The organism is Amycolatopsis sp. WQ 127309, assembly GCF_023023025.1.
Classification (GTDB): Bacteria; Actinomycetota; Actinomycetes; order Mycobacteriales; family Pseudonocardiaceae; genus Amycolatopsis.
The window spans coordinates 405,338-427,357 of sequence record NZ_CP095481.1 but is presented as its reverse complement, the minus strand read 5'-3'; the positions used below and the strand labels follow the sequence as shown (position 1 = coordinate 427,357).

14 protein-coding genes and 1 pseudogene are annotated in these 22,020 nt (G+C 70.6%); 6 read left to right on the top strand and 9 right to left on the bottom strand.

Translation table 11 applies throughout. The features are described from left to right. Nucleotides 1-2: 2 nt before the first annotated feature. On the top strand, nt 3-1,157 hold the full coding sequence (locus MUY22_RS01520; RefSeq protein ID WP_247056202.1) for a cytochrome P450: 1,155 nt from the start codon (nt 3-5) through the stop codon (nt 1,155-1,157). 13 nt (nt 1,158-1,170) lie between these two features. After that, nucleotides 1,171-2,709, top strand: a pseudogene (locus MUY22_RS01515) (MDR family MFS transporter). Between the two features lie 16 nt (nt 2,710-2,725). On the opposite strand, the gene MUY22_RS01510 reads toward MUY22_RS01515, so the two are convergent. The 4 genes from MUY22_RS01510 to MUY22_RS01495 all read right to left on the bottom strand — a co-directional run bounded on the left by MUY22_RS01510 (nt 2,726) and on the right by MUY22_RS01495 (nt 7,777). Continuing rightward, entirely contained in the window at nt 2,726-3,826 is a 1,101-nt protein-coding gene (locus MUY22_RS01510) for an AMP-binding protein (RefSeq protein WP_247056200.1), read from the bottom strand. A gap of 22 nt (nt 3,827-3,848) precedes the next feature. Continuing rightward, entirely contained in the window at nt 3,849-5,015 is a 1,167-nt protein-coding gene (locus MUY22_RS01505) for a beta-ketoacyl synthase N-terminal-like domain-containing protein (RefSeq protein ID WP_247056198.1), read from the bottom strand. A 663-nt stretch (nt 5,016-5,678) separates the two neighbouring features. Continuing rightward, the gene (locus MUY22_RS01500; protein WP_247056196.1) at nt 5,679-7,346 is read right to left on the bottom strand and encodes a hypothetical protein; all 1,668 of its coding nucleotides are present in this window, start codon (nt 7,344-7,346) and stop codon (nt 5,679-5,681) included. Between the two features lie 8 nt (nt 7,347-7,354). Next, nucleotides 7,355-7,777, bottom strand: a complete 423-nt coding sequence (locus MUY22_RS01495; protein WP_247056194.1) for a hypothetical protein — start codon at nt 7,775-7,777, stop codon at nt 7,355-7,357. Between the two features lie 275 nt (nt 7,778-8,052). Here MUY22_RS01495 and MUY22_RS01490 point away from each other — a divergent pair, with 275 nt between their 5' ends. Then, the gene (locus MUY22_RS01490) at nt 8,053-8,607 is read left to right on the top strand and encodes a TIGR00730 family Rossman fold protein (RefSeq protein WP_247056193.1); all 555 of its coding nucleotides are present in this window, start codon (nt 8,053-8,055) and stop codon (nt 8,605-8,607) included. Between the two features lie 55 nt (nt 8,608-8,662). Here the strand turns inward: MUY22_RS01490 and MUY22_RS01485 are convergent, their stop codons facing one another. Further along, nucleotides 8,663-16,147, bottom strand: coding sequence for a type I polyketide synthase (locus MUY22_RS01485; RefSeq protein WP_247056191.1), 7,485 nt, complete (start codon nt 16,145-16,147; stop codon nt 8,663-8,665). Between the two features lie 207 nt (nt 16,148-16,354). On the opposite strand from MUY22_RS01485, the gene MUY22_RS01480 reads away from it, so the two are divergent. Together MUY22_RS01480 and MUY22_RS01475 are read left to right on the top strand one after the other, a co-directional pair. After that, nucleotides 16,355-17,797, top strand: coding sequence for an FAD-dependent oxidoreductase (locus MUY22_RS01480; protein WP_247056189.1), 1,443 nt, complete (start codon nt 16,355-16,357; stop codon nt 17,795-17,797). Next, nucleotides 17,787-18,788 (top strand): FkbO/Hyg5 family chorismatase, encoded by a 1,002-nt coding sequence (locus MUY22_RS01475; protein ID WP_247056187.1) that lies wholly within the window; start codon nt 17,787-17,789, stop codon nt 18,786-18,788. Before MUY22_RS01480 ends, MUY22_RS01475 begins: the two co-directional genes overlap by 11 nt. A 65-nt stretch (nt 18,789-18,853) precedes the next feature. On the opposite strand, the gene MUY22_RS01470 is transcribed toward MUY22_RS01475, so the two are convergent. From MUY22_RS01470 to MUY22_RS01460, 3 genes are all read right to left on the bottom strand, one after another. Next, nucleotides 18,854-19,288, bottom strand: coding sequence for a thioesterase family protein (locus tag MUY22_RS01470; protein ID WP_247056185.1), 435 nt, complete (start codon nt 19,286-19,288; stop codon nt 18,854-18,856). 2 nt (nt 19,289-19,290) lie between these two features. After that, complete coding sequence (locus tag MUY22_RS01465; protein WP_247056182.1) at nt 19,291-19,500, bottom strand: hypothetical protein; 210 nt, start codon at nt 19,498-19,500, stop codon at nt 19,291-19,293. Between the two features lie 421 nt (nt 19,501-19,921). Beyond that, the gene (locus MUY22_RS01460; RefSeq protein WP_247056180.1) at nt 19,922-20,857 is read right to left on the bottom strand and encodes a CHRD domain-containing protein; all 936 of its coding nucleotides are present in this window, start codon (nt 20,855-20,857) and stop codon (nt 19,922-19,924) included. Between the two features lie 286 nt (nt 20,858-21,143). Here MUY22_RS01460 and MUY22_RS01455 point away from each other — a divergent pair, with 286 nt between their 5' ends. Next, entirely contained in the window at nt 21,144-21,545 is a 402-nt protein-coding gene (locus MUY22_RS01455; protein WP_247056178.1) for a hypothetical protein, read from the top strand. Between the two features lie 18 nt (nt 21,546-21,563). On the opposite strand, the gene MUY22_RS01450 is transcribed toward MUY22_RS01455, so the two are convergent. Further along, on the bottom strand, nt 21,564-21,872 hold the full coding sequence (locus tag MUY22_RS01450; RefSeq protein ID WP_247056176.1) for a helix-turn-helix domain-containing protein: 309 nt from the start codon (nt 21,870-21,872) through the stop codon (nt 21,564-21,566). Nucleotides 21,873-22,020 lie beyond the last annotated feature (148 nt).

Sequence of the window (22,020 nt, the reverse complement as noted above, 5' to 3'; positions counted from 1 at the left end):
TCGTGAAGTCGACCCGCCCGAACCCGTACCCGTTGCTCGCCGAGCTTCGCGAGCAGTCCCCGTTCGTCGTCGACGGATCCACCGTCGTTCTCGCCCGCTACGCCGATTGTGAGGTCGTGCTGCGAGACCGGACAAGCAGCAGTGACCACGGAAAGATCGTGCCGGACGGGGTACGGCCACCCAAGCCGTACTCATTTCTGTACCAGGACGGTGCCGAGCACACAACCCAGCGTCGTGCCGTCGCCGACGCTTTCGGCCGGGCCGCCGTCGGGCGGTGGCAAGAACTCATCCGGGAGACCACCGAAGAGTGCTTGGAGCGCGCCGCCGGCCGCGGCGAGATGGACCTCGTCCAGGACCTGGCACTGCAGATTCCCATGCGCCTCGCTTTTCACCTGCTGGGCATTCCGGAGGGCGATCGGCCGAAGGTCCAGGCCTGGGTCTTCGAGCTGGGCCGGTACATCGACGTGTTCGGCCTCCGGCCCGCGGACATCGCCGAAAGCGCGCGGGTCAACACCGAGGTCGACGACTACTTCATCGAGCTGCTGCGGCTCCGCCGCCGCGAGCCGGGCACCGATCTGCTGTCGCGGATGGCCGCGAACTCCGACATCGACGACCCTGTCGTCGCCAAGCAGCTCGCGCAGACGCTCAAGCTGATCGCCGTGGCGGGCATGGAGACGACGGTCAACCTGATCAGCAGCACGTGCCTGGCCCTGATGCGCAATCCCGCTCAGCTGGAGCTGCTCCGGTCCGACCTGGACTTGGTGCCGGACGCGGTGGAGGAGACCCTCCGGTACGACCCCCCGCTGCACCTGCTCTACCGGACGAGCACCCGTGATCTCGAAGTACGCGGCGTGCCGATCGCCGAAGGCACCCGCCTGATGGTGCTCCTCGGAGCCACCGGGCGGGACCCGGAAGTCCACCTGCGACCGGACGAGTACGACGTGGTGCGCCCGGACAAGACGCACCTCGGATTCGGCGCCGGGCCGCACTTCTGCCTCGGCGCCGGGCTCGCCCGGATGGAGGTCACCACAGTGGTCCACGCCTTCGCCGAGCGTGTGATCGCTCCCGAGCTGCGCACCGACCGGCTCCGGTACCGCCCGCACGTCACGCTCCGCGGCCTAGCGGAGCTTCCGATCCGGTTCCGCGCCGTCCGCTGAAGGAGCGACCGCCATGACCACACGGGAACACCCGACCGCGAAGACCGTGCCTGGGTTGCGGGCCCTCCTGGGATGCCTGGTCGCCGGGGTGTTCGTGGCGTCGCTCGACCAGACCGTGATCGCGACGGCGATCGTGCGGATGACCAGTGATCTGGGCGGGTACGAGTACCAGGCTTGGATCACCAGTGCCTACCTGATCACCGCGATGACGTCCGGGCTGAGCGCCGGCCGGCTGTCGGACAACTTCGGTCGCCGTCCGGTGTACCTGCTCTCCGTGGTGCTGTTCCTGGTCGGCTCGGCCTTGGCGACGTTCGCCTCGAGCATCCCGGCGTTGGCCGCGTTTCGCGCTGTGCAGGGGTTCGGCGCGGGCGGGCTCATGTCGCTGGCGCTGGTCGTGCTCGGCGACGTCCTCCCACCTCGGGAACGGCCCCGTTTCTAGAGCCTGTTCTATGCGGCGTTCGGCCTCTCCACCGTGCTCGGCCCGGTGCTCGGCGGGGTGTTCGCCGACATCGACGCGTTCTTGGGGCTCGCGGGCTGGCGGCTGGTGTTCCTGATCAACGTGCCGATCGGCCTCGCCGCCCTCTACGTGGCGGCTCGGTGGCTGCACACCCCGCACCAGCGGAACCGGCAGCGGTTCGACTGGTCCGGTGGGCTCGCGTTGCTGGCGACCCTGGTCCCGCTGCTGATCGTGGCGGAACAGGGCCGGGAGTGGGGCTGGCGCTCGGGGCAGGCGATGCTTTGTTACGGCTTGGGCCTGGCGTGCGCCGTGGTGTTCGTGGTCAACGAACGGCTCCGCGGCGAGGCCGCACTGCTGCCGTTGCGGCTGTTCCGGCGGCCGGCGCTGGGACTCGGCGTGCTCGGAAGTGTGCTGTTCGGGGCAACGCTGTTCGGTACGCTGATACTGATGCCCCAGTACTTCCAGGTCGTCCGCGACATCACCCCCGGTGCGGCCGGAGCGCTCGCTCTGCCGGTCGTTTTCGGCATCGTCTCGGGCTCGGTGATCAGCGCCCGGGCGGTCGAGAGGACGGGCCGGTACAAGCTGTTCGCGGTCCTGGGCAGCCTCCTCGCCGGGGCCGGCTCGCTGTGGTTCGCCCAGTCCGATCCCGGCACCGGCCTGTGGCTGCCGCTCGCCGCGTCGGCGGTGATCGGATGCGGACTGGGCTTCGCCATGCAGACACTGGTGATAGCGGTGCAGGCCGCCGCGGATCCGGCCGATCTGGGCGTTTCGAGTTCGGCCGCGACGTTCTTTCGCACACTGGGTGGGGTCATTGGGGTGACGGTGCTCCTGGCCGTGATGTTTTCCGTGCTGCCGGGCGATATCGTGCGGCAGCTCGGCTCGGCGCCGCCGCCGGAACTGGCGGAGCGGTTGGCTGCGGCGCAGTCCGACACCGCGGTCCTGCACGCGCTGCCGGCGGTGATTCAGCGCCCGGTGGTGGCGGGCCTGGCGGAGTCGATGAGCACGGTGTTCGTCATCGCGGCCGTCGTCGCTTTGGCTGCCGCGGCGCTGTTGCTCGCTCTCAAAGCGCGGCCCTTGGAATCGTCCCGCCGGTAGCGGCAGGCCGGGGTGATCAATAGACTCCTTCGACCACCTTGATGTCCGAGAAGGTCTTGAGGGGTTCAATGTCGGCGACGGCATCACCCATGGCGCCCTCGGACGGCCGCAGCCGGATCGCGGTGTCGCGTTCCAGGTTGTTGGGGAGGAACATGGCCTTGCTCACGTGGTTCATGACCACCTGGCCGCGCTCGCCGTACCGCACCGGCTCGCGGGTGACCGGGTCGACCACGGAAAACGTCATATAGGGCGAGAAGGGATCGAAGACGCACGGATCGCCGACCCCGCCGCCGGGTCTTTCGTTGACCCCGCCGAGCAGGGTCGTACTCCCGTACACACCGATGATCGGAATGCCTGGGTAGCTTTCCGACTTGAGCACGGCGCGGGTTTCCGAGGGCATGTGCGCCCCGCCCCACATGATGACCTCGACCTTCTCGTTGATCAGGGACCGCAGCTCGTCGTCCTGGGCGAGCCGTTCCAGCATCGGCGGGGTGGTCATCAGCACCCTGATGTCTTCGCCACGCAGGATCGACGCGGCTTGGTCGGCCAGATGATCGATGTACGCGGCGGCTTCTTCGCGCTTTCCAGCCGATATCAGCTTCTTGACCCAGCGTGGGTCCAGATCGACGGAGAAGGCGACTCCGCCGCTCTTCCGGGCCTCACGGGCGACGATGGAGCCGATCAGGTGCGGGCCGCTGGGCGTGACCGTCAGCCAGGCGGCATCACGAGGACAATTCCATTCCGCCAGAGAACGGGCTCGATGGTCCAGCAGCAGTTCAAGCCAGTCGTCCAGGAAGACGATTCGCTTGGGTGGCCCAGTTGTCCCTCCGCTTTCGTAAACCGCCGCGATCGGCGCGGTGGATCCGTAACCACGGGGGATCAGGTCCAGAGCGCGGATGTCCCGGAGCTCGTCGGCGATGTTGGGAAAACGCCGGAGATCGCCCTGCCCCTTGACGTCCTGGATGGGGTCGAAGCCCAGCGTTGCGGCTCGGGCCAGCCAGTAAGGAGATCCCGTGTCCGGCCCGAAGTGCCACTGCATCGCGGCGCGGACGTACTCGTCGGGATCGGCGCGGCCACTTGACGACGCGTCGGGGGGAGGGTCTGTCAGTGAGAGCATGTCGGTGTCCCTCCGGGTACGGTCAGCCCTGGTGGGCCCGGTAGACGGCCACGCCGATGTTCCCGCCGAAACCGATGCCGACCTGCACCGTGTGTGCGGCGGGCCCGAGCGGCGCCGTGGCCAGCTGTGGATGACGGACTGCGCCTGGGTACGGCGGCGGGACCGGTATGAAGCCTTCCTCGTGGCCCCGAGCCAGTAGCACCGTGTCGAGCAGGTTGGCCGCGGCCATGCAGTGGCCGAAGAGGGGTTTGGTGCCGAACGCGCGGACCTGGGTGCCCAGGTGGGCGACCACGGCTTCGTCCGCCCGCGCGCACCCCGGCGTTCCGGTCGCGTGGGCGATGTAGGTCTCGACGTCGGTCGCGGTGATCTCCGCGTCCGTGAGTGCGTCGTCGACCGTGCTCTTGATCATGCGATGCGTGGGATCGATCCCCACCGCGTGGTAGGCCTCGCTGCTGAATGCCGTGCTCGACACGGAGAGGTAGCTGTCTTCGACCGACGCGGACAGGACGACTGCCGCCGCTGCCTCCCCGATCACGAATCCCCGGCTGCCGTCCTGGAAGGGGCGACAAACGTCAGCAGGGTGCGTGTCGAAGTGCAACGGGCCGAGCTCGTGGAACGACCGCATGGTCTCCGCGTTGTAGCCGGAGTCGAGTCCGACCACGACCACGTCCGTGGCGTCTCCCAGGGTGATCAGCCGCTGAGCGGTCGCCATCGCGTGCAGACCTGACGTACAGGCCGCGCTGATCACCAGAGCCGGACCGTGGAAGTCGTGCTTCTTCATGACTTCGTAGGCGGGGGTCGTCCAGGTGAGCTGTACGTACGCGCGCCGGCGGATCTCGGCCTCGTCGAAGTGAGCGGTGAGGTGCCGCAACAGTTCTTGGTCCGCTCGGGTGGTAGCCGTGAGAACCGCGACCCGGCGTCCCGGTTGCCAGCCGCGTGAGTATGCGTCGCGGATGGCTTCGTCGGCCGCGCTCACGTAGGCCCGCGCATATCGGCTCAGGCCGTTTGCGGGGGTACCGTCATCCGGAATCCTGGCCAACCAGCACGGATCGGGGAACCGATATCCGAGTCCCGAGTGGACTCGTGCGGCTGTTTCGCCCGAGATGACGCCTTTCCACAGATCGTCGATGCCCCAGCCGTAGCCGGAAACCGCCCCTATTCCCCGGATGCCCATTCGGCTCAGCCGCATGGAGAACCTGCCGTTCGTCTGCGCCGTTGTCGTGTTGGGCAAACGTAGCTCGCCCGGCAGACCCTGGGGCGTGGCGTTCCATGTGCCGGAACGCGGATTTCCCTGCCCGTTCGGGCGGAGCCGCCGAAGGCCGTGGCGCCCGCGGAGCCGGCCACCATAGTCTGCATCGGCTGCCGGTTTCCGGCCGGTATCAACGATCTGGTGAGTTTGGCACCTCATCGCGTCCGGTGTGGACGCGATTGGGGATGTCCCCGCCGGTCGCAGGCGGGTCGAGGACTGCTACGACGCCGATCGGGCAGTGCCCGGACGCATGACGCCGGGATCCCGCCGAGGTCGACCGCCGCCGGAAACAAAGGATCTACGTCGGCGGATCAAGACGGCGCGTGAACAGAGGTGGATCTCACGCGAGTCGCGGCGTATTCCGACGTGCTGCGCCACCGTCGTTACCTGGTCCACTCGAAGAAACAAATGGACGCAGGCCCACCGGTCGACCGACGACGCCGCACAGCCCGCCGGGAATGTGGTGGCCTGGGCCTTCGGCAACTCGGCTTGTTGCCGCGTCCTTCCGACCCCTCAGCAGGTATCTGACCGGGCCGAGCCGGATACCGGCGCGGCCCGTTCTGACCAAGGCCGACGACGAGGGTGAGGTACCGGCCGGGCGGGTCAAACGGACTGAGATGCCTGGTGCTCGTGGTGGTGCCGTGCCTCGTGCCCCGCGAACTGGTCACCCGAGTGCTCGCCGGCGCCGAGGAAGCTCGCCACCGAGTCGTGCCCGTGATGGTAGTGTCCGGGGTTCTCCAGAGCGTGCACAACCCGCTGCTTCGCTTCGGCCAGTGCTTGCTGCGCGGCCGGGTCGGTGGTCTGTGCGGCGAGGGCGTCGATCGCTTTGCCCGCTGAGTCGGCGAAGGCCGATGGGTCGGTGACGCCTTGTGCGCCGGCTGCGTCGATTGCGTCGCCGGCAGCGCGAGAGGCTTGCTCGATGGCCGCTTGCTGGGTGGGGGTGCTGCCGGGGGCGGTCACGCTGTCGATCGCCCTCGTGGCGGCTTCCTTCTCCTGGGCCGGGCCGGCCGAAGTGTCTCGGGGACCCTTGGAATGTGTGGCCGGCGTGGTGCCGTCAGGGTTCTGGCCGGACATCGGCCGGTGGCCACGGTGGTCGCCGGGCGAGTGCGAAGCGCCGGAATCCGGCTGAGCGCCACCGGATGCCGGGCTGGACCCGCCCCCACCCGACCCGGTGGTCGTGGGGGAAGGGGTGGGCGTGGCCGGTGTCGACTGGCTGCCCTGACCTCCACTGCTGGCCCCCGAGCCGGAGGGTGCGGTCGTGGCCGGTGTCGCGGTGCTGGCAGGTGCGGTGTTCGTCGGCGCGGGTGCGGTGGACGGGGCCGGCGCCGGGGCGGCCGTGATGGTGGCCGGCTGCGAGGTCTCCGCTGACCCGGCCGGGTCAGCGGGGGCCGTGGTGTCCGCTGGTGTGGTGTCGGCTGGTGGTGTGGTGTCGGTAGGTGTGGTGTCGGCTGGTGGTGTGGTGTCGGCAGGTGGTGCGGTGTCCGCCGGTGCGGTGGGTTCCGCCGGCGGCGGCGCCGCCGGAGCCGCCGGAGCCGGAGGTGGCTCTGGGGCGCCGACGTTGGCGCGGCCGTCCACGATGTCGATCGGCGCCAGGTCGTCCACCCGGGTCCCGTACTGCCGGGCGAGGGAGTTGAACAGGTCCTGGAGATCCCGTAGCAGGTCGTCCTCTGCGGTGGTCTTCACTGAGGCGAGGTCTTTTTTCGTCTGTTCGTTGATGCGCCCGACTTCGAACAGGTCCGCGGCGGCATCGACCCGTGCCTTCGAATCGGCTTTGATCTTTTCTTCGTCCGACTTCTTCTTGTCCGAAGAGTGGGCCTTGGTCTCCCACCAGGTTGCCGCGAAGGACTGGATCGAGTGGCCGATGTTCCCGATCGTGGCGCCGTACTGCCTTTGCGTGAGCTTGCCGAAGAGATCGTCGCTTTGTTTGTGGATTCCCGATGTAAACGTCTGGAGGGCTTTCGCGGTCTCGCCGGAGATGGCGTCCGGAATCCCCTTGATCTCCTTGGCGAACTTCTCGTTCACGTCACCGAGGTGCTGGACCGCCGCGTTGAAGTCCTTCTCGAGTTTGTACCAGGACTCGGCGGCGCTGCTGTGCTCCAGGCTCGCGTGGCCCTTCGTGTAGGAATAACCGGAGATATCCTTCTTGGAGTTGTTGATCAGCTTTTCCAGGACATCCTCCATCTTGGACACGGAGGGGTAAAGTCCGGCGTCGAAGTCCGGTGCCGGTTCGGTGTGGGCGCCGACGAGGAACTTGTCGTCCGAATTCGTCATCGTCGTCCCTATTTCCCGTCGAAGGAGTCGTCGTAGCCGTCGCCGTCGTCGGGCTTGCTCTTGCCGCCGGAGAAGTTGTGCTGATTCTTTTCCGTCTTCTCGTCGTCCGCGGTGATCGTGCCGATGACGTCGCCCTCGATGCTCTTGGCGATCTTCTCCGCGTTGCCCTGATCGGCGTCTTCAAGGGCGTCAGCCATCGACTTGAGGGAGCTCTTCAGCTCCTTGAAGATGGTCTTGAGGTGCTCGGCGTGCGAGACCAGGCCGTTGCGGCGGTCGTCCACGATCCGTTCGAGCCACTGAGCGGTGGCGAAGGTGCCTGCGTCCGGGTGCTGGCCTTTGATGGCGTTGAACGGGTCCATGTCGTCCAGGAGGTCACCGATGTTGTCGGCCAGTTTCCGGAGCCCTTCCGGGTCGTAGCTGGTTTTCGCCATGCCCACTCCTCCGTCACCTTCGCCTCCGGCCGCCATCTTAAAGTCGGCCAAACGGTCTTCCTGGCCGCGATCTGTGGGACGGAGGAGACGGGGGGATTCCATTCACCAACGTCAGCGTGTCCGTTCGGGCATCGGCAGTGGACGGAAGCACGGCAGCCGGCCCCTTCTGTCCATCCGCCGAGCCCGTTTTTCGCCAACCAGGAACGAAACCTGGTGATCGTTGACGGTGTTTGCCGGACTGAAGCGATATTCCGTCCTCAAGAGGTGGAGATGTCATGACCGACAACTGGCAAGCCGTGCGCCGCATCGGGGTGTTCTGCGGCGCTCGCACCGGCGGGCAGCCGCAGCACATGGAGACCGCGCGGCAGTTCGGCACCGCGCTCGCGGGGCGCGGCGCGAGTGTCGTGTACGGCGGCGGCGCGGTCGGCTTGATGGGGGCGGTCTCCGGGGCGGCCCTGGCCGCGGGCGCGCTCGTCACCGGCGTCGTCCCCACTCACCTGTACGACTCCGAAGACGCCGGCCGGAGCGGGGGCGAAACCGTTGTCGTGCCGTCCATGCACAAGCGCAAGGCCCTGATGTACTACCTGTCCGACGCGTTCGCGGTGCTGCCCGGCAGGCTGGGCACCTTGGACGAGCTCATGGAAGTCGCGACGTGGAACAAGCTCGGCTTGCACCGCAAGCCGCTCGTCCTCGTCGATCCGTCGGGTTTTCGGCAAACTGACGGAGTTCCTCGACGACCTGGTCGACCAGGAGTTCCTGAGTCCGCCGGACAAGTCGAGGATCCAGATCAGCGACGATGTCGAAGAAGCGCTCGATCTCTTGCTGCCTGAGCCGGAAAACGCCGAAGTGCTCCAAGCCGCGTCGTAACGGAACTGCGACGTCGGATCAGCTGGTCAGCGTCGCCTTGATCCACGTGCTCAGCGCCGTAACCGTGGTCTCAGCGTCGTCAGTGAGGACCGTGTCGTGGTCGCCCGGGACGTCCACCGCGTCGTGCGGCAACGGCCACCGCGGCCGCCAATCACGGTCCGGATCGGCCTCCAGCATCCCCGGCGTCGGCCGGCCGCCGAGCAGCAAGGTCGGTACGTGCGACGGTTCGGGGCTCCAGCGGTCGAAGAGGCGCACGTACCCGCCGACGGTGAGCGCCCACGCGTCGCCGAAGTGGCCGGCTTCCGCGAGCCCGGCCGGCATGGTGGGGGCGCCTGTCATCAGGGCGATCGTGCGCGGGTCGGTGCCGTCGGTGAGGCCGATGTCGGACTCGATCAGCGCGACCCCGGCCGGGGCGGGGCCGGTCGCGGCCAGGTGCGCCGCCAGCGCGTGCGCGGGCAGGCCGCCGGAGCAGTAGCCGAGCAGGACGACCGGGCGGTCGCCCGCGAGCGCGCGCACCTGCCCTGCGAACGTCTCCACCAGGGTCTCCCGATCCCGGGGGATCGCCTTGTCCGCGCCGAATCCGGGGTACTGGAGCATGAAGAGGTCGTAGCGGTCGCCGAAGGACTGCTTCAGCCGGACCGGGACCGGGTCGTCCCAGCGCAGGTAGCTAGGCAGGAAGAACAGCACCGGGTCCTGGGAGCCCGCGGCGATCCGCATTGGCGGCAGGGCGTGCTCGCCCGCCTCGGCGGCCGAGAACGACGGCAGCGCCTGTGACGCGATCACTTGGAGTTTCATAGCCTCGTACGGTCCCCACTCGGCGAACACCCGGCGGTGCAGCGCGGCGATCCCGTACGGCGACCCCGGAGCCGGAGCTTCGGCCGGGGGCTCCGGCGGGGCCGCGCCGAGCAGTTCTTCGAGGTGCGCGGTGAGCTCCGCCGGCGTCGGGTGGTCCAGGCCGACGGTCGGCGCCAGCCGGAGGCCCGTGTGCGCGGCGATCCGGTTGCGCAGCTGCAGCGCCATCAAGGAATCGAAGCCGACGGCGGTGAACTCCTTGTCCTCGGGCAGCGCCCGCGCGTCCGTGAACCCGAGGACGTCCGCGAGTTCGGCGCGCACCAGCTCGGCGAGCACGGCGCTGCGCTCGCCCGGCGCCGCCTGCGCCAGCAGGTCGGGCCAGGCCGCCGCATCGCCGGTCCCGGCGGAGTCCGCGGCCGGGGGCAGCAGCTCGTGCAGGATCGCCGGGGTGTCCGGGTTCCGGCTTTCCCGCCGCAGCAGCAGGGGCACCGGAACGGGGTCGGACGTCCGCAACGCCCGCTCGAACGCCGCCATGCCGGTCTCGGCGTCGAAGGGCAGGACCGTGTCGGACGCCGTGGTCGTCTGCCCGGTCATGCCCGCGTCCCACAGCCCCCAGGCCAGCGACTGGGCGGGCAGTCCGCGCGCGGTGCGGTACCGGGCGAGCGCGTCGAGGAAGCTGTTGGCGGCCGCGTAGTTCGCCTGCCCGGGCCGGCCCAGGACGCCCGCGGCCGAGGAGTAGAGCACGAAGGCGGCCAGCCCCTCGGTGGCTTCGTGCAGGTGCCAGGCTGCGTCCGCCTTCGGGGCCAGCACGCCGGCGATGCGGTCCGGCGTCTGCGAGGAGAGCACGCCGTCGTCGAGCACGCCCGCGAGGTGGAACACCGCGGTCAGCGGCGGCTCGCAGGACGCGACCAGCTCGTCGACGGCCGGCCGGCTGCGCACGTCGCAGGCCACGACGGTGACCCGGGCGGCCAGGTCGTCCGCCCAGGACGGCCGTTCACCGCGGCGCCCGGCGAGTACCAGGTGCCGGACTCCGTGCCGGCCCACGAGGTGCCGGGCGAGCAGGGCGCCGAGCGCGCCGCCACCACCGGTGATCAGGACGCTCCCGCCGGGATCCAGCACGGGGGGTTCCCGGTCGGGGGCGGGCGCCGGCACCAGCCGCGGCTGGAGGAGCCGGCCGCCGCGCACGGCCACCTGGGGGACGCCGGCGGCGACGGCCCGGTCGAGCGCGGCGGCCGAATCCGGGTGGCCGCACAGGTCGACCAGCACGACGGTGCCGGGCTGTTCCCGCTGCGCGCTGCCGACCAGCCCCCACACCGCGGCGGCGGCGGGGTCCGGGTCGGGACCGGTGGCGTTGTGGGTGACGACGGCCAGCAGCTCCCCAGGCGATGCCTGCAACCGCGCGAGGGTGGCGGCCAGCAGCCGCCGCGCGCGCTCCGGCGGGCTGCCCGCGCCGTCCGCGCCGGCCGTGTCGAACACGGCGTGCCGGCCGGTCGTGGTCCCCGGGGTGACGGGCAGCCAGCTGACGTGCTGCACGGCCCGCCGGGCGACGGCGTCCGCGCGTGTGCGCTCGTCGAGCTGCCGGGTCACCAGGGAGTCGACCGAGGCCACCAGCCGGCCCGAGGAGTCGGTGAGCCGCACGGCGACTTCGTCGGCGCTGACGCGCCTGATCCGCACGCGGACGGCGTCCGCGCCCGTGCGGTGCAGTTCGACGCCGGTGAACGCGAACGGGACGCGGATCGTGTCCTGATCCGGTCCGCCGGCCAGCAGGGACGCGTGCAGCGCCGCGTCGAGCAGGCACGGGTGCAGGGCGTGGTCGCCGGGGGTTTCCCGGCGAGGCAGTTCGACCTCGGCGAAGAGCTCCTCGTCCCGTCGCCACAGGGCGGTGACCCCGCGGAAGGCGGGACCGTAGCGGTGCCCGCGCCTGGCCAGCTTGCCGTAGCTGACCGGCACCCGCTCCGCACCCGCCGGCGGCCAGGGCCCGCCCGGCTCAGCGGCGGGGACCGCTCCCGCGGGCGCCGTCTTCACGGTGACGTGCTTGGTCCACTCGTCGCCGGTCCGGGCCCAGATCGTCACGTCGGCCGTACCGGCGACCACCTGAACCTGTGTCTCGCCCTTCTCCGGCAGGATCAGCGGCTCGTGCACGATCAGTTCCTCGAGCCGCCCGGTGCCGCCGGCCTGGAACGCGAGGTCCACGAACGCGGCCGCCGGCACGACGACGTCGTCCCCGATCCGGTGATCTCCCAGCCACGGAACGGTTTCCGCGGACAGCACGCTCGTGTGCCGGACCTCGGGTCCGTCCGCCGCCGGCTGCGCTTCGCCCAGGAACGAAGACCGCGCCCGGGAACCGCCGCGCCAGTAGCGCTGGTGCTCGAACGGGTAAGTCGGCAGGTCGATCGTCGCGGCGGAGCCGTAGACCGCGCGCCAGCCGACGTCGGCGCCGTGGACGTGCAGGGTGGCCAGCGCGTCGAGGAACGCCACCGGTTCCGCTTCCCCGCCCGAAACCGGCACGAAGGTGCCCTTCGTGCACGCCTCGCCGAGCACGGTGAGTGCGGTGGACGGCCCGACTTCGACGAACAGCCCGTCCGTGCCGAGCCCGCCGACCGCGTCGGCGAACCGGACCGCTTCCCGCGCCTGCCGCACCCAGTAGCCCGGGGCGGTGAGCGCCTCCGACTCGACCTCGCCGGTCAGCGTCGACACGAACGGCACCTCGGGATGCCGGTAGCGGACCGTTTCGGCCACGGCCCGGAACTCGTCGAGAACCGGGTCCAGGAGCGCCGAATGGAACGCGTAGTCGCCGCGCAGCCGCCGGTGCGGCCGGCCGACGCGCGTCACCACTTCGGCGACGGCCGCCCGTTCACCGGAGAGCACCACCGCTTCGGGCCCGTTGACCGCGGCGACGGACACTTCGGCGGACAGGTGCCGCCGGACGTCCTGCTCGGACGCGCGCACGGCGACCATGACCCCGCCGGGACGCATCGCGGCCATGGCCCGGCCGCGGGCCGCGACCAGCCGGACCGCGTCGGTGAGCGAGAGGACCCCCGCGACGTGCGCCGCGGCGAGTTCGCCGACCGAGTGGCCGACGACCCGGCCCGGCCGGATCCCCGCCGCCTCGAGCAGCGAGCACATGGCCACTTCGAACGCGAAGAGCGCGGGCTGCGCGTAGTCGGTCCGGTCCAGCAGGTCCGCCGGTACTTCGAGCAACGGCGTGTCGAGAAAGGCGTCGAACTCCGTGCACACGGCCTGGTAGGCCGCTCCGAACACGGGAAACGCCTCGGCCAAGGCCAATCCCATGCCGGCGCGCTGGGAACCTTGGCCGGTGAACAGGAAGACCGGACCGGGCTCGGTCGCCGCGGTCGCCTTCCGGACTCCCGGGTGCGCCACGCCGTCGGCCAGGGCCCGCAACCCGCCGAGCATTTCGGCCCGGTCACCGGCGAGCACGGCCGCGCGGCGGTGCAGCGGTGCCCTGGTGGTCGCGAGGGCCCGCGCGACGTCCACGACGGATTCGTCGGTGAGCGAGTCGGCGAGCCGCGCGGCGTGGGCGCGCAACCCGGTTTCGTCGGCGCCGCCAAGGACCCACGGTGCCGTGGTCGGCCCCTGATCCCGCGGCGCCGGCGGAGTCTCGGGCTCGGGCGGCTCTTCGATGATCACGTGCGCGTTGGTGCCGCCGATGCCGAACGACGAGACCGCCGCGCGCCGCGGCCGCTGTCCTTTCGGCCACGGCGCCGGGTCGGCGAGCAGGCGCACCGCGCCGGATTCCCAGTCGGCGTACGGGGTGGGTTCGTCGGCGTACAACGACTTCGGCAGTTCGCCGTGGCGCATCGCCCAGATCAGCTTGACCACCCCGGCGGCACCGGCCGCGGCCTGGGTGTGCCCGATGTTCGACTTGACCGAGCCGAGCCACAGCGGATGGTCGCGAGGGCCGCCGTAGGCGGCCAGCAGCGCGGTCACCTCGACCGGATCGCCGAGCTTCGTGCCGGTGCCGTGCCCTTCGACGACATCCACTTCGGACGGATCGAGGCGGGCGTCGGCGAGCGCGAGGCGGATGACCTCCCGCTGGGCCTCGCTGCTCGGCGCGGTGAGGCCGTTGGACGCGCCGTCGGAGTTCACGGCGGATCCGCGCAGCACGGCCAGGACCCGGTGTCCGTGGCGGCGGGCGTCCGACAGGCGTTCCAGCGCGACCACCGCGGCGCCTTCGGCCCAGCCGGTGCCGTCCGCGCCGGCGGAGTACGAGCGGCACCGCCCGTCCGCCGACAGCGCGCGCTGCTGGCTGAACGCGATGAACGGGCGAGGCGTGGCGAGCACCGTCACCCCGCCGGCCAGCGCCAGCGAACACTCGCCCGCCCGCAGCGACCGGGCGGCCAGGTGCATCGCGACCAGTGACGACGAACAGGCCGTGTCGATGGTCATCGTCGGGCCGCGCAGGCCGAGCACGTAGGAGATCCGGCCGGACGCGACCGCGCCCGACGAACCGAGCAGCAGGTGCGACTCCATTTCCGGTGCTTCGCCGGAGCCGTAGCCGTTGTTCATCAGCCCGACGAACACGGCGGTGTCGCTGCCGCGCAGGGACGACGGCGCGACGCCCGCGCGTTCCAGGGCCTCCCACGAGACCTCCAGCAGCAGGCGCTGCTGGGGGTCCATCGCCAGGGCCTCCCGGGGTGCTATCCCGAAGAACGCCGGGTCGAAGCCCGCGACGTCGTCGAGGAAGCCGCCGCGGCGGGTGTAGCTCGTGCCGTCGCGCCCGGGCTCGGGGTCGTAGAGGGAACCCAGGTCCCAGCCCCGGTCCGCCGGGAAGTCACCGGTCGCGTCGATCCCGTCGTGCACCAGCCGCCACAGGTCCTCGGGTGAGGACACGCCACCCGGGAGCCGGCAGCCCACCCCGACGATCGCCACCGGCTCCGCCGGGTCGTCCGCGAGCCGCGCTGGGCTCGCCGCCCGGTCCGCGGGCTTCCCGGCGAGGAGCCGGTCGAGGTGGCCGGCCAGCGCGCTCGGCGTCGGGTGGTCCCAGACCAGCGTGGCCGCGAGCTTCAGCCCGGTCAGCACGCTGAGCCGCTGCCAGAACGTGCCCGCCTCGATCGAGGTCATCCCCGAGTCGGCGAAGGCCGTCGCCGGATCCACCCGCTGCCCGCGAATCGCCGCGGCCTCGGTCAGGACGAGGTCCAGCACGGCCGGGAACCGTTCGCCCGGCGGCAGCGCGGCCCAGCGCCGGACCGGCGCCGCCTGCGTCTCCGCGGCCAGCGCGTCACGCAGTGAGCGTCGCCGGAGCTTTCCCGAACCGGTGCGGGGGAGCACGGTGGTGAACCGGATCTCTTCGGGCACCTTGTACTCGGAGAGCGCTTCCGCGCAGGCTCGCAGCAGCGTGGCGGGCTCGGGCGGTGCCCCGCTCGGCACCACGAACGCGACCGGCGCCTCACCGGTCAGCCGGTGTGGCCGGCCGGCCACCGCCGCGTCAGCCACGCCGGGCAGGCCGAGCAGCACCTGCTCGACCTCCGCCGGGTCGATCTTGTGGCCGCCACGCACGATCCGGTCGCTCACCCGCCCGGCGACGACGACGTGCCCGTGCTCGTCGAGCCGGCCCAGGTCGCCGGTGTGGTACCAGCCGCCGGGCAGCGGCCGGACCTCCCGCGAGGCGGCGTCGTGGTAGCCGGAGATCAGGCCGGGGCTCTGCACCCGGATCTCGCCTTCGGTTCCCGGCGGCACGTCTTCGCCGGTGTCGGGGGCGACCACGCGCACCCGGACGCCCGGCACCGGCGGGCCGCTCGTGCCGGGCACCCTCGGGCCGGTGGCCGGTTCGACCGAGATCATCCCGCAGGTCTCCGTGCTGCCGTAGCAGTCGAGCAGCGGTGCGCCGAGCGCCGCTTCGACGGCCGACCGCAGCGCCGCGTCGCCGGGTGCGCCCGCGGTCACGCAGATCCGCAGCGACGGAACCGGCGCCAGGCCGGTGTCCAGCAGCCGGCGGTAGGTCGCGGGCACCCCCGCCAGCACGGTCGGGCGGTACCGGAGCAGCTGTCCGGCCACCGCCGCCGGGTCCCGCTCGGGGCACAGCCGCGCGGACGCCCCGGCGACCGTCACCCCGAGCAGGCAGAACGAGTGCGCGAAACTGTGCGACATCGGCAATGGCCACAGCAGCCGGTCGTCCGCGGACAACCCGAGCAGCGCGGTGTAGCAGGCCGAGGGGGACCACAGCGCCGCGCGCTGCGTCGACACCGCCGCTTTCGGCGTCCCGCTGGTCCCGGAGGTGTAGATCATCCACGCCGGCTCGTCGGGCCCGAGGTCGTCCCGCGGCGCTCCCGCGTCGCCGGCGGCCAGGTCCTCGAACTCGTCGCCGACGACGATCACCCGCCGCGGGCAGGCGGCCGCGGCCGTCACGGAAGAGACGTGGCGCTGGTCGGTCACCACCACGGCCGGCGCGCAGTCGGCGAGCAGGGCGGCCACTTCGGCGGCGGTGCTCTGCGGGCTCAGCAGCACCCCGACCGCGGCCGCCCGGGTCGCGGCCAGCACCCCTTCGACCAGCTCCAGGCGATCGTCGAGCAGGAACGCGACGTGCTCACCCCGCTCGACCCCGAGCCCGGCGGCGAGCCGCGCCGTCCGGTCCGCCAGCTCGGCCCACGTCACGGACCGCCGGCCGTCCCCGAACGCTTCCTTGCCGCCGTAGCGCCGTGCGTTGTCGCCCAGCAGGCGGGGAACGAGACGAAGTGCGGTCCGATCGTCCATGGTGGTCTCCCAGCTGCGGCCCCGGGGTCGGCGCATTTGCCTCTGATTGTCGCCGAGCCCGGGCCGCCGTGTCGGCTCTTCCGGGAAATGTGCTCTTCCGGGCGGACGCGACGGACGAAAGCACGTTGCTGCGCTGCGGGCGGCTCGCCGTGGTGCGTTACGGTCCTAGCTTCGTCGGACGGACAGCACGCGGGGGACGGGGCGCCCATGGAAAACCTCAGTTACGACGTCATCGTCGTGGGCGGCGGGCCGGCGGGTTCGACCGCGGCGACGGTCGTCGCGATGCGCGGGCACCGCGTGCTGCTCCTCGAAAAGGAGCACTTCCCCCGTTACCAGATCGGAGAATCGCTGCTCCCGTCGACCGTGCACGGCCTGTGCCGCCTGCTGGGCGTCGACGACGAGGTGTCCCGGGCCGGTTTCACGCTCAAACGCGGCGGAACCTTCCGCTGGGGCCGCAACGCGAAGCCGTGGCAATTCTCCTTCGCCATGTCACCGCGGGTGCCCGAGCCGACGTCGACCGCGTTCCAGGTCGAGCGGTCCCGGTTCGACGAAATCCTGCTGCGCAACGCCGTTGACAACGGGGTCGAAGTCCGGGAAGGCTGCGCGGTGCGCGCGGTCGTCTCCGACGGGGACCGGGTGCGCGGGGTCGAGTACACCGACGCCGGCGGGACCGCGCGGACCGCCCACGCGCGCTTCGTCGTCGATGCCTCCGGCAACACCAGCCGCCTCCACCGGCAGCTCGGCGAGCGGATCCAGTCCGATTTCTTCCGCAACCTCGCGGTGTTCGGCTACTTCGCCGGCGGCGCCCGGCTGCCGGAACCCCAGCGGGGCAACATCTTCTGCGCCGCCTTCGACGCGGGCTGGCTCTGGTACATCCCGCTGCGCGACGACCTGACCAGCGTGGGCGCGGTCGTCGCGCCCGAGCACCGGGCGCTGATCCAGCAGGACCCGCGCACGGCGTGGACCGAGCTGATCGCCGCCTGCCCCGAAGTCGCCGAGAAACTCGACGGGGTACCGGCCGCGACCGAGGCCCCGTACGACCAGGTCCGGGTCCGCAAGGACTACTCGTACTGGAAGGAGAAGTTCTGGGCGCCGGGAATCTCGCTCGTCGGCGACGCCGCCTGTTTCGTGGACCCGGTGCTGTCTTCCGGGGTGCACCTGGCCACTTACGGCGCCCTGCTCGCCGCGCGATCGGTCAACAGCTGCCTGGACGGCATGGCCGAAGAGCAGAGCTTCGCGGAGTTCGAGACGCGGTACCGGCGGGAGTACAGCCTGTTCTACCGCTTCCTGATCTCCTTCTACGACATGCACCGCGACGAGAAGTCCTACTTCTGGTCGGCGAAGAAGCTGACCGACGTCGCGACCGACGAGACCGCGGCGTTCGCGGAACTGGTGGCGGGCCTGGCTTCCGCCGACGCCGATCTGACCGATCTGTCCGCCGCCGCTGCCGACTTCGGCCACGCGGTCGACGCGCTGGCGACGGCGGGCGACGAGGTCAATCCGCTCTACACCTCCCAGGTGGTCGGCGCGACCTTCCACGAGGGCAAGAGGTTGCAGGACGAGGCCCGGTTCGGTGCCGGGACCGACCCGGCCGGCGGGCTGACGACGGCGAAGGACGGTCTCGGCTGGGCTGCGCCCGATGTCCGCTGAAACCGCCAGTACGTACGCCCTGCCCGTGCTGACGCCCGCCTTCGGTGTGGCGTCGGCGTCCACTGTGCTCGGTGCCATCCGGTACGCCGGGCGGCACCGGGAACCGCACGACGACGCGGGGTACCCCGAACTGACCGTGCAGCTGGTACGCGACGACGCCGACGCCTTCACCGAGGTGTGGCACACCAGCGGCGAGGTCGAGCGCGGGAGCCGTGACGGGGTGGTCTACGCCCACGACGGCGAGCACTTCTTCGCCGCCGGGCACGTTCGCGAAGCCCGTGGTTACACCGACGCGATCGCCACGGCGTACCTGACCGCGCTGGACCTGGCCCGGTCCCACGGCTACCACCGGATGTTCCGCGTCTGGAACTACCTCCACCGGATCAACGGCCGGAACGCCGAGGGCCTGGAAATCTACCGGGATTTCTGCCTCGGCCGGGCGATCGCGTTCGACCGCGCCGGCCTGGGCGCCGGTGACCTTCCGGCGGCCACCGGCGTCGGCTCCCTCGGCGGGGGCATCGCGTTCTGCTTCCTGGCGACCCGATCCGGCCACAGTCTCAACATCGAAAACACCCGCCAGGTTCCGGCGTACCGGTACCCGCGCCGGTACGGGCCGCGCCCTCCCGGCTTCGCCCGGGCGACCTGGTTGTCCGACTCGGGGCACATCTACGTCTCGGGCACGGCGAGCATCGTCGGGCACCGGACGGTCCACCCCGGCCGCGTCGACCGTCAGTGTCGCGAGGCGCTGGCCAACATCGCGCACGTGATCGGCGCCGAGAACCTTGCCGCGCACGGCCTGACGGACGGCCGGACGCCGCGCGACCTGCGCAACGTCAAGGTCTACGTCCGCGAGCACGCGGATTTGGCGCAGGTGCGGGAGATCTGTGCCGAGGCGCTGGCGCCGGACTGTGCCGTCGCGTACTTCACCACCGACATCTGCCGGTCGGATCTGCTGGTGGAGATCGAGGGCATTGCGATGACCCCCGCCTGACCCGTACGGCTCCGGCTGGGAACGGGGTCTCCGGAAGGTTCCGGAGACCCCGTTCCCAGCCGTCTTCAGCGGGTGATCGTCGCCGGTTCGGCGAGGACGACGGCAGCCGGGCTGGGCTTGCGCCGCAGCCGGGTGCTCTCGAACTCGCCCTGGTCCACCGTCACGAACCCCAGCTGGGCCGCGCCGACCCGTTCGGCCTCGTCGTGCACGGTGACGTCCCATTCGCTGTAGCGGCGGCGCAGCAGCGTGCAGGTCGCTTCGATGACGAGCTCGGCGCCGATGACGATCGGGGCGAGGTGTTCCATCCGCTGCCAGACGCCGAGGGAGCACTCGAGGGGAGTGATCCGGGTGCGCAGCAGGTCCATGCACGGCCATTCGCACATCGCGACCAGCCGCCCGCTGGCCATGACGTCCGGTTTCCGTGAGTAGAACTCTTCGCTGAACGGCAGGGCCCGCACGGAGTCGTCCGCGGTCACGCGGTAGCCGATTCTGGTCCGCATGGTCACCACGTCATGCCGTCCTGGGCTCGGTGGTCGCGGTCGGTCAGATGCCCGGCCGGCAGCACGCAGACCCAGCCCGCGTGTTCCGTGTCCAGTGGAACCGGTGTCAGGACCTCCGCGCAGGTTTCCCGGGGCAGCGTGCGCGTGCCGGCGAAGACGTGCCGGACACACGATTCTTCATCAAGGGAATGTGCTTCGCTGAGAGTGGGCATTGAACGACGTCCTCCCGTACCCGAAGGGGAACTCGGGCGAATTCCCGGACTTGGCCGGAACGGCGCCGTGCGATCGACCGAACCAGGGACTTGGAGGCGAGACCCGGCCAACGTCATTGTCCGGTGCGGGGCGGCCACGAAGGCACTGCCACGGTGCTTGCGGTGAACCCGTGGGTGAACGACCAACCCCACGGCGACCCTTCCGGGATGAAGCTCACCAGAATCGTGGACGGCGGCCAAGAGCGTACGCGGGGTTTGCCGACCAATGGGCAGTCGATCTGGACGTTCGAACCCACCGGCGAGCGAAGCGGGTACGTCGGCGCGATATCCATCACATGTACGGGGTCGGTGACCGGTCGGCACAGTCGCATGTGGACCGTCCGACCGGACGGTCCACATGCGATGGTCGTGTGACGTGAGGTCAGCGTTGCAGCTGGCCACGCACCGCGCCGCCGGGGAATTCGGCGGTGTGGAGGTTGGTGTAGAAGGTCTCGGGCTTGGCTTTGATCGATTTCAGCAGGGAATCGTCGAGGCCGGAGACCGAGCCGGAGACGGCGAAGATGTTTTCCGGAACCGCTGATCCGAACAACGGGACCCGCACTTCGCCGTTCTGCCCCGCGGGGCCCCAGTGGACGTGGCCCATCGTGGGCTCGGCGATGCCCGTCCAGGTGAAGGAGTAGTCGAGGGTGTCGTCGACGAACTTCACGGAGGAATCCGCGCGGCCGTCCGGGTCGCCGGACTTCGGGCCGGCCGGGTCGGGTACCTCGTTGGCGCCGTTGTTCTGGGACTTCAGCTGGGCGTTCCAGCCGAAGGCCAGCATGTCGTGCTGGTCTCCGGCCGCCGGCGCGAGCTGCCCGCGCAGCGCGCCGCCGGGGAACTCGGTCGTGTGGAGATTCACGTAGAAGGAGCCCGGGTTCTTTCGCAGCCGGTCGGCGAGGCCGGCGTCGGTGAGGTCGATCGCGCCCGCCGCCGCGTCGACCGTGGCCGGCATCGCCGTGCCGAACAGAGGAACCACGACCGGGCCGTTGACGCCGCTCGCGCCTTCGTGGATGTGGCCCATCGTGGGTGCGGAAATGCCGTCCCAGCCCAGCTGGAAGATGACCCGGTCGCCGGCGACCGCGACGAGCGCGGTTCCGGTCCCGACCGGGGAGCCCGACGCGGGGCCGCCGGGTGTCGGAACTTCTTCCGCGCCGCTGAGCTTCGCGCTGAAGTAGACGGTGGGCCCCGTCGGGGTGGCTTCCTTGGCCGCCGCGACATCCTTCACTGTGACCGTGGGCACCGGGCTTGCGGGCGCAGCCGCGGGCGTGTCGTTTCCTTTGCTCACCACCACGATCGACGTGACCACGGCAGCGGCCACCACAACGGCTCCTGCGGCGGCACCCAGTAGTACGGCGCGGCCACGCTTGCGAGTCGGACTGGGCGTCTGATCGGTCATCGTCTTGTCTCCAATGTGGCATCGGCAGAACTCGTCGGGAAAGGTCTGTTTCCCGGGAAACGAGACTGGAGCGTGCTTTCTCTGGACTGGTTCAAGATTAAGTGGAGGGGGTGGCCCGGGCAAATGCCGTCGTCGTCTTGTCCAGTACTGCTGCCCGATCACACGTGGGGCCGGTCACTTCGTGCGAGAACTGTTGTGTGGAAGGACGATGACGTCCCTTGTGGACGTCGTCGCCGCCGGTGACGACGCGATGGCGCGCCTTCCCCAAAGGGCGGGATTCCTGGACGGATCGACGCGGTGCTCCACGCGCGGGGTGCGCATCGGCGGATCCTCGGACGAAGAACCGGGGGCGAGAAGATCGGTGCTGACGATGACGAACTTGCGGCCGCGTCGTGCCGGGCGTGCGCAACACCTGCTCCGGTGCGCCCTTTTGCCGGTGGTCTTCGTGGCCGGCGTTCTACTGGTGATCGGAATCCTGCGAGGTTCCGGGTATTGGATCGTGACCGGCATCGTCGGGGGGTGTATCGCGCTCGTGCCGGCGGTCGTCACGCGCGTACGCGAGGCGGCCGGCCGGATCGACCGGATCGTCCGCGACGAGCTGTCACGCTGAGACGGTCGGCCGACGGCGTCAGCCGAGCCGGTATCCCTTCCACTGGACGGTCTGGATGACGTGGCCTGCTTGGTCGTCCAGCTTCTTGCGAAGCACGGCGATCCGCCATCGCACCCGGTCGCGGCTGTACATGACACCGGTGCTTTCGAGCTCGTTCGCCAGGACCCTCCAACTCACCATGTCGCCGCGGTGCCACAGCAGCATGCGCAGCATGACCAGCTCCGCCGCGCTCAGGCGCACCGGCCGGCCGTCGTGGTTCCCGGCGCCGGTCTCGATGTCGAGAACGACGTCGCCCAAGGTGACCACGGGATCGGCCAGCCGGAGCACGTGCGCGGCAGGGGTACCTGGAAGGCCTGCGGGGTTTCGTCGTGGGAGCACGTACACGACGAAACCAGGCACGGATGACGGATCGTCGCGGCGGGCGACCGCGGGGGGCGGAAAGAGGAAAACCCTCCACAAAGGACTGCGCAGGCCG

Bases quoted from the DNA above. Each gene is read 5' to 3' on its own strand.
- MUY22_RS01510 (WP_247056200.1), bottom strand. From the start codon at position 3,826: ATGCTCTCACTGACAGACCCTCCCCCCGACGCGTCGTCAAGTGGCCGC.
- MUY22_RS01505 (WP_247056198.1), bottom strand. From the start codon at position 5,015: ATGCGGCTGAGCCGAATGGGCATCCGGGGAATAGGGGCGGTTTCCGGC.
- MUY22_RS01500 (WP_247056196.1), bottom strand. From the start codon at position 7,346: ATGACGAATTCGGACGACAAGTTCCTCGTCGGCGCCCACACCGAACCG.
- MUY22_RS01495 (WP_247056194.1), bottom strand. From the start codon at position 7,777: ATGGCGAAAACCAGCTACGACCCGGAAGGGCTCCGGAAACTGGCCGAC.
- MUY22_RS01490 (WP_247056193.1), top strand. From the start codon at position 8,053: ATGACCGACAACTGGCAAGCCGTGCGCCGCATCGGGGTGTTCTGCGGC.
- MUY22_RS01485 (WP_247056191.1), bottom strand. From the start codon at position 16,147: ATGGACGATCGGACCGCACTTCGTCTCGTTCCCCGCCTGCTGGGCGAC.
- MUY22_RS01480 (WP_247056189.1), top strand. From the start codon at position 16,355: ATGGAAAACCTCAGTTACGACGTCATCGTCGTGGGCGGCGGGCCGGCG.
- MUY22_RS01475 (WP_247056187.1), top strand. From the start codon at position 17,787: ATGTCCGCTGAAACCGCCAGTACGTACGCCCTGCCCGTGCTGACGCCC.
- MUY22_RS01470 (WP_247056185.1), bottom strand. From the start codon at position 19,288: ATGCGGACCAGAATCGGCTACCGCGTGACCGCGGACGACTCCGTGCGG.
- MUY22_RS01465 (WP_247056182.1), bottom strand. From the start codon at position 19,500: ATGCCCACTCTCAGCGAAGCACATTCCCTTGATGAAGAATCGTGTGTC.
- MUY22_RS01455 (WP_247056178.1), top strand. From the start codon at position 21,144: ATGACGTCCCTTGTGGACGTCGTCGCCGCCGGTGACGACGCGATGGCG.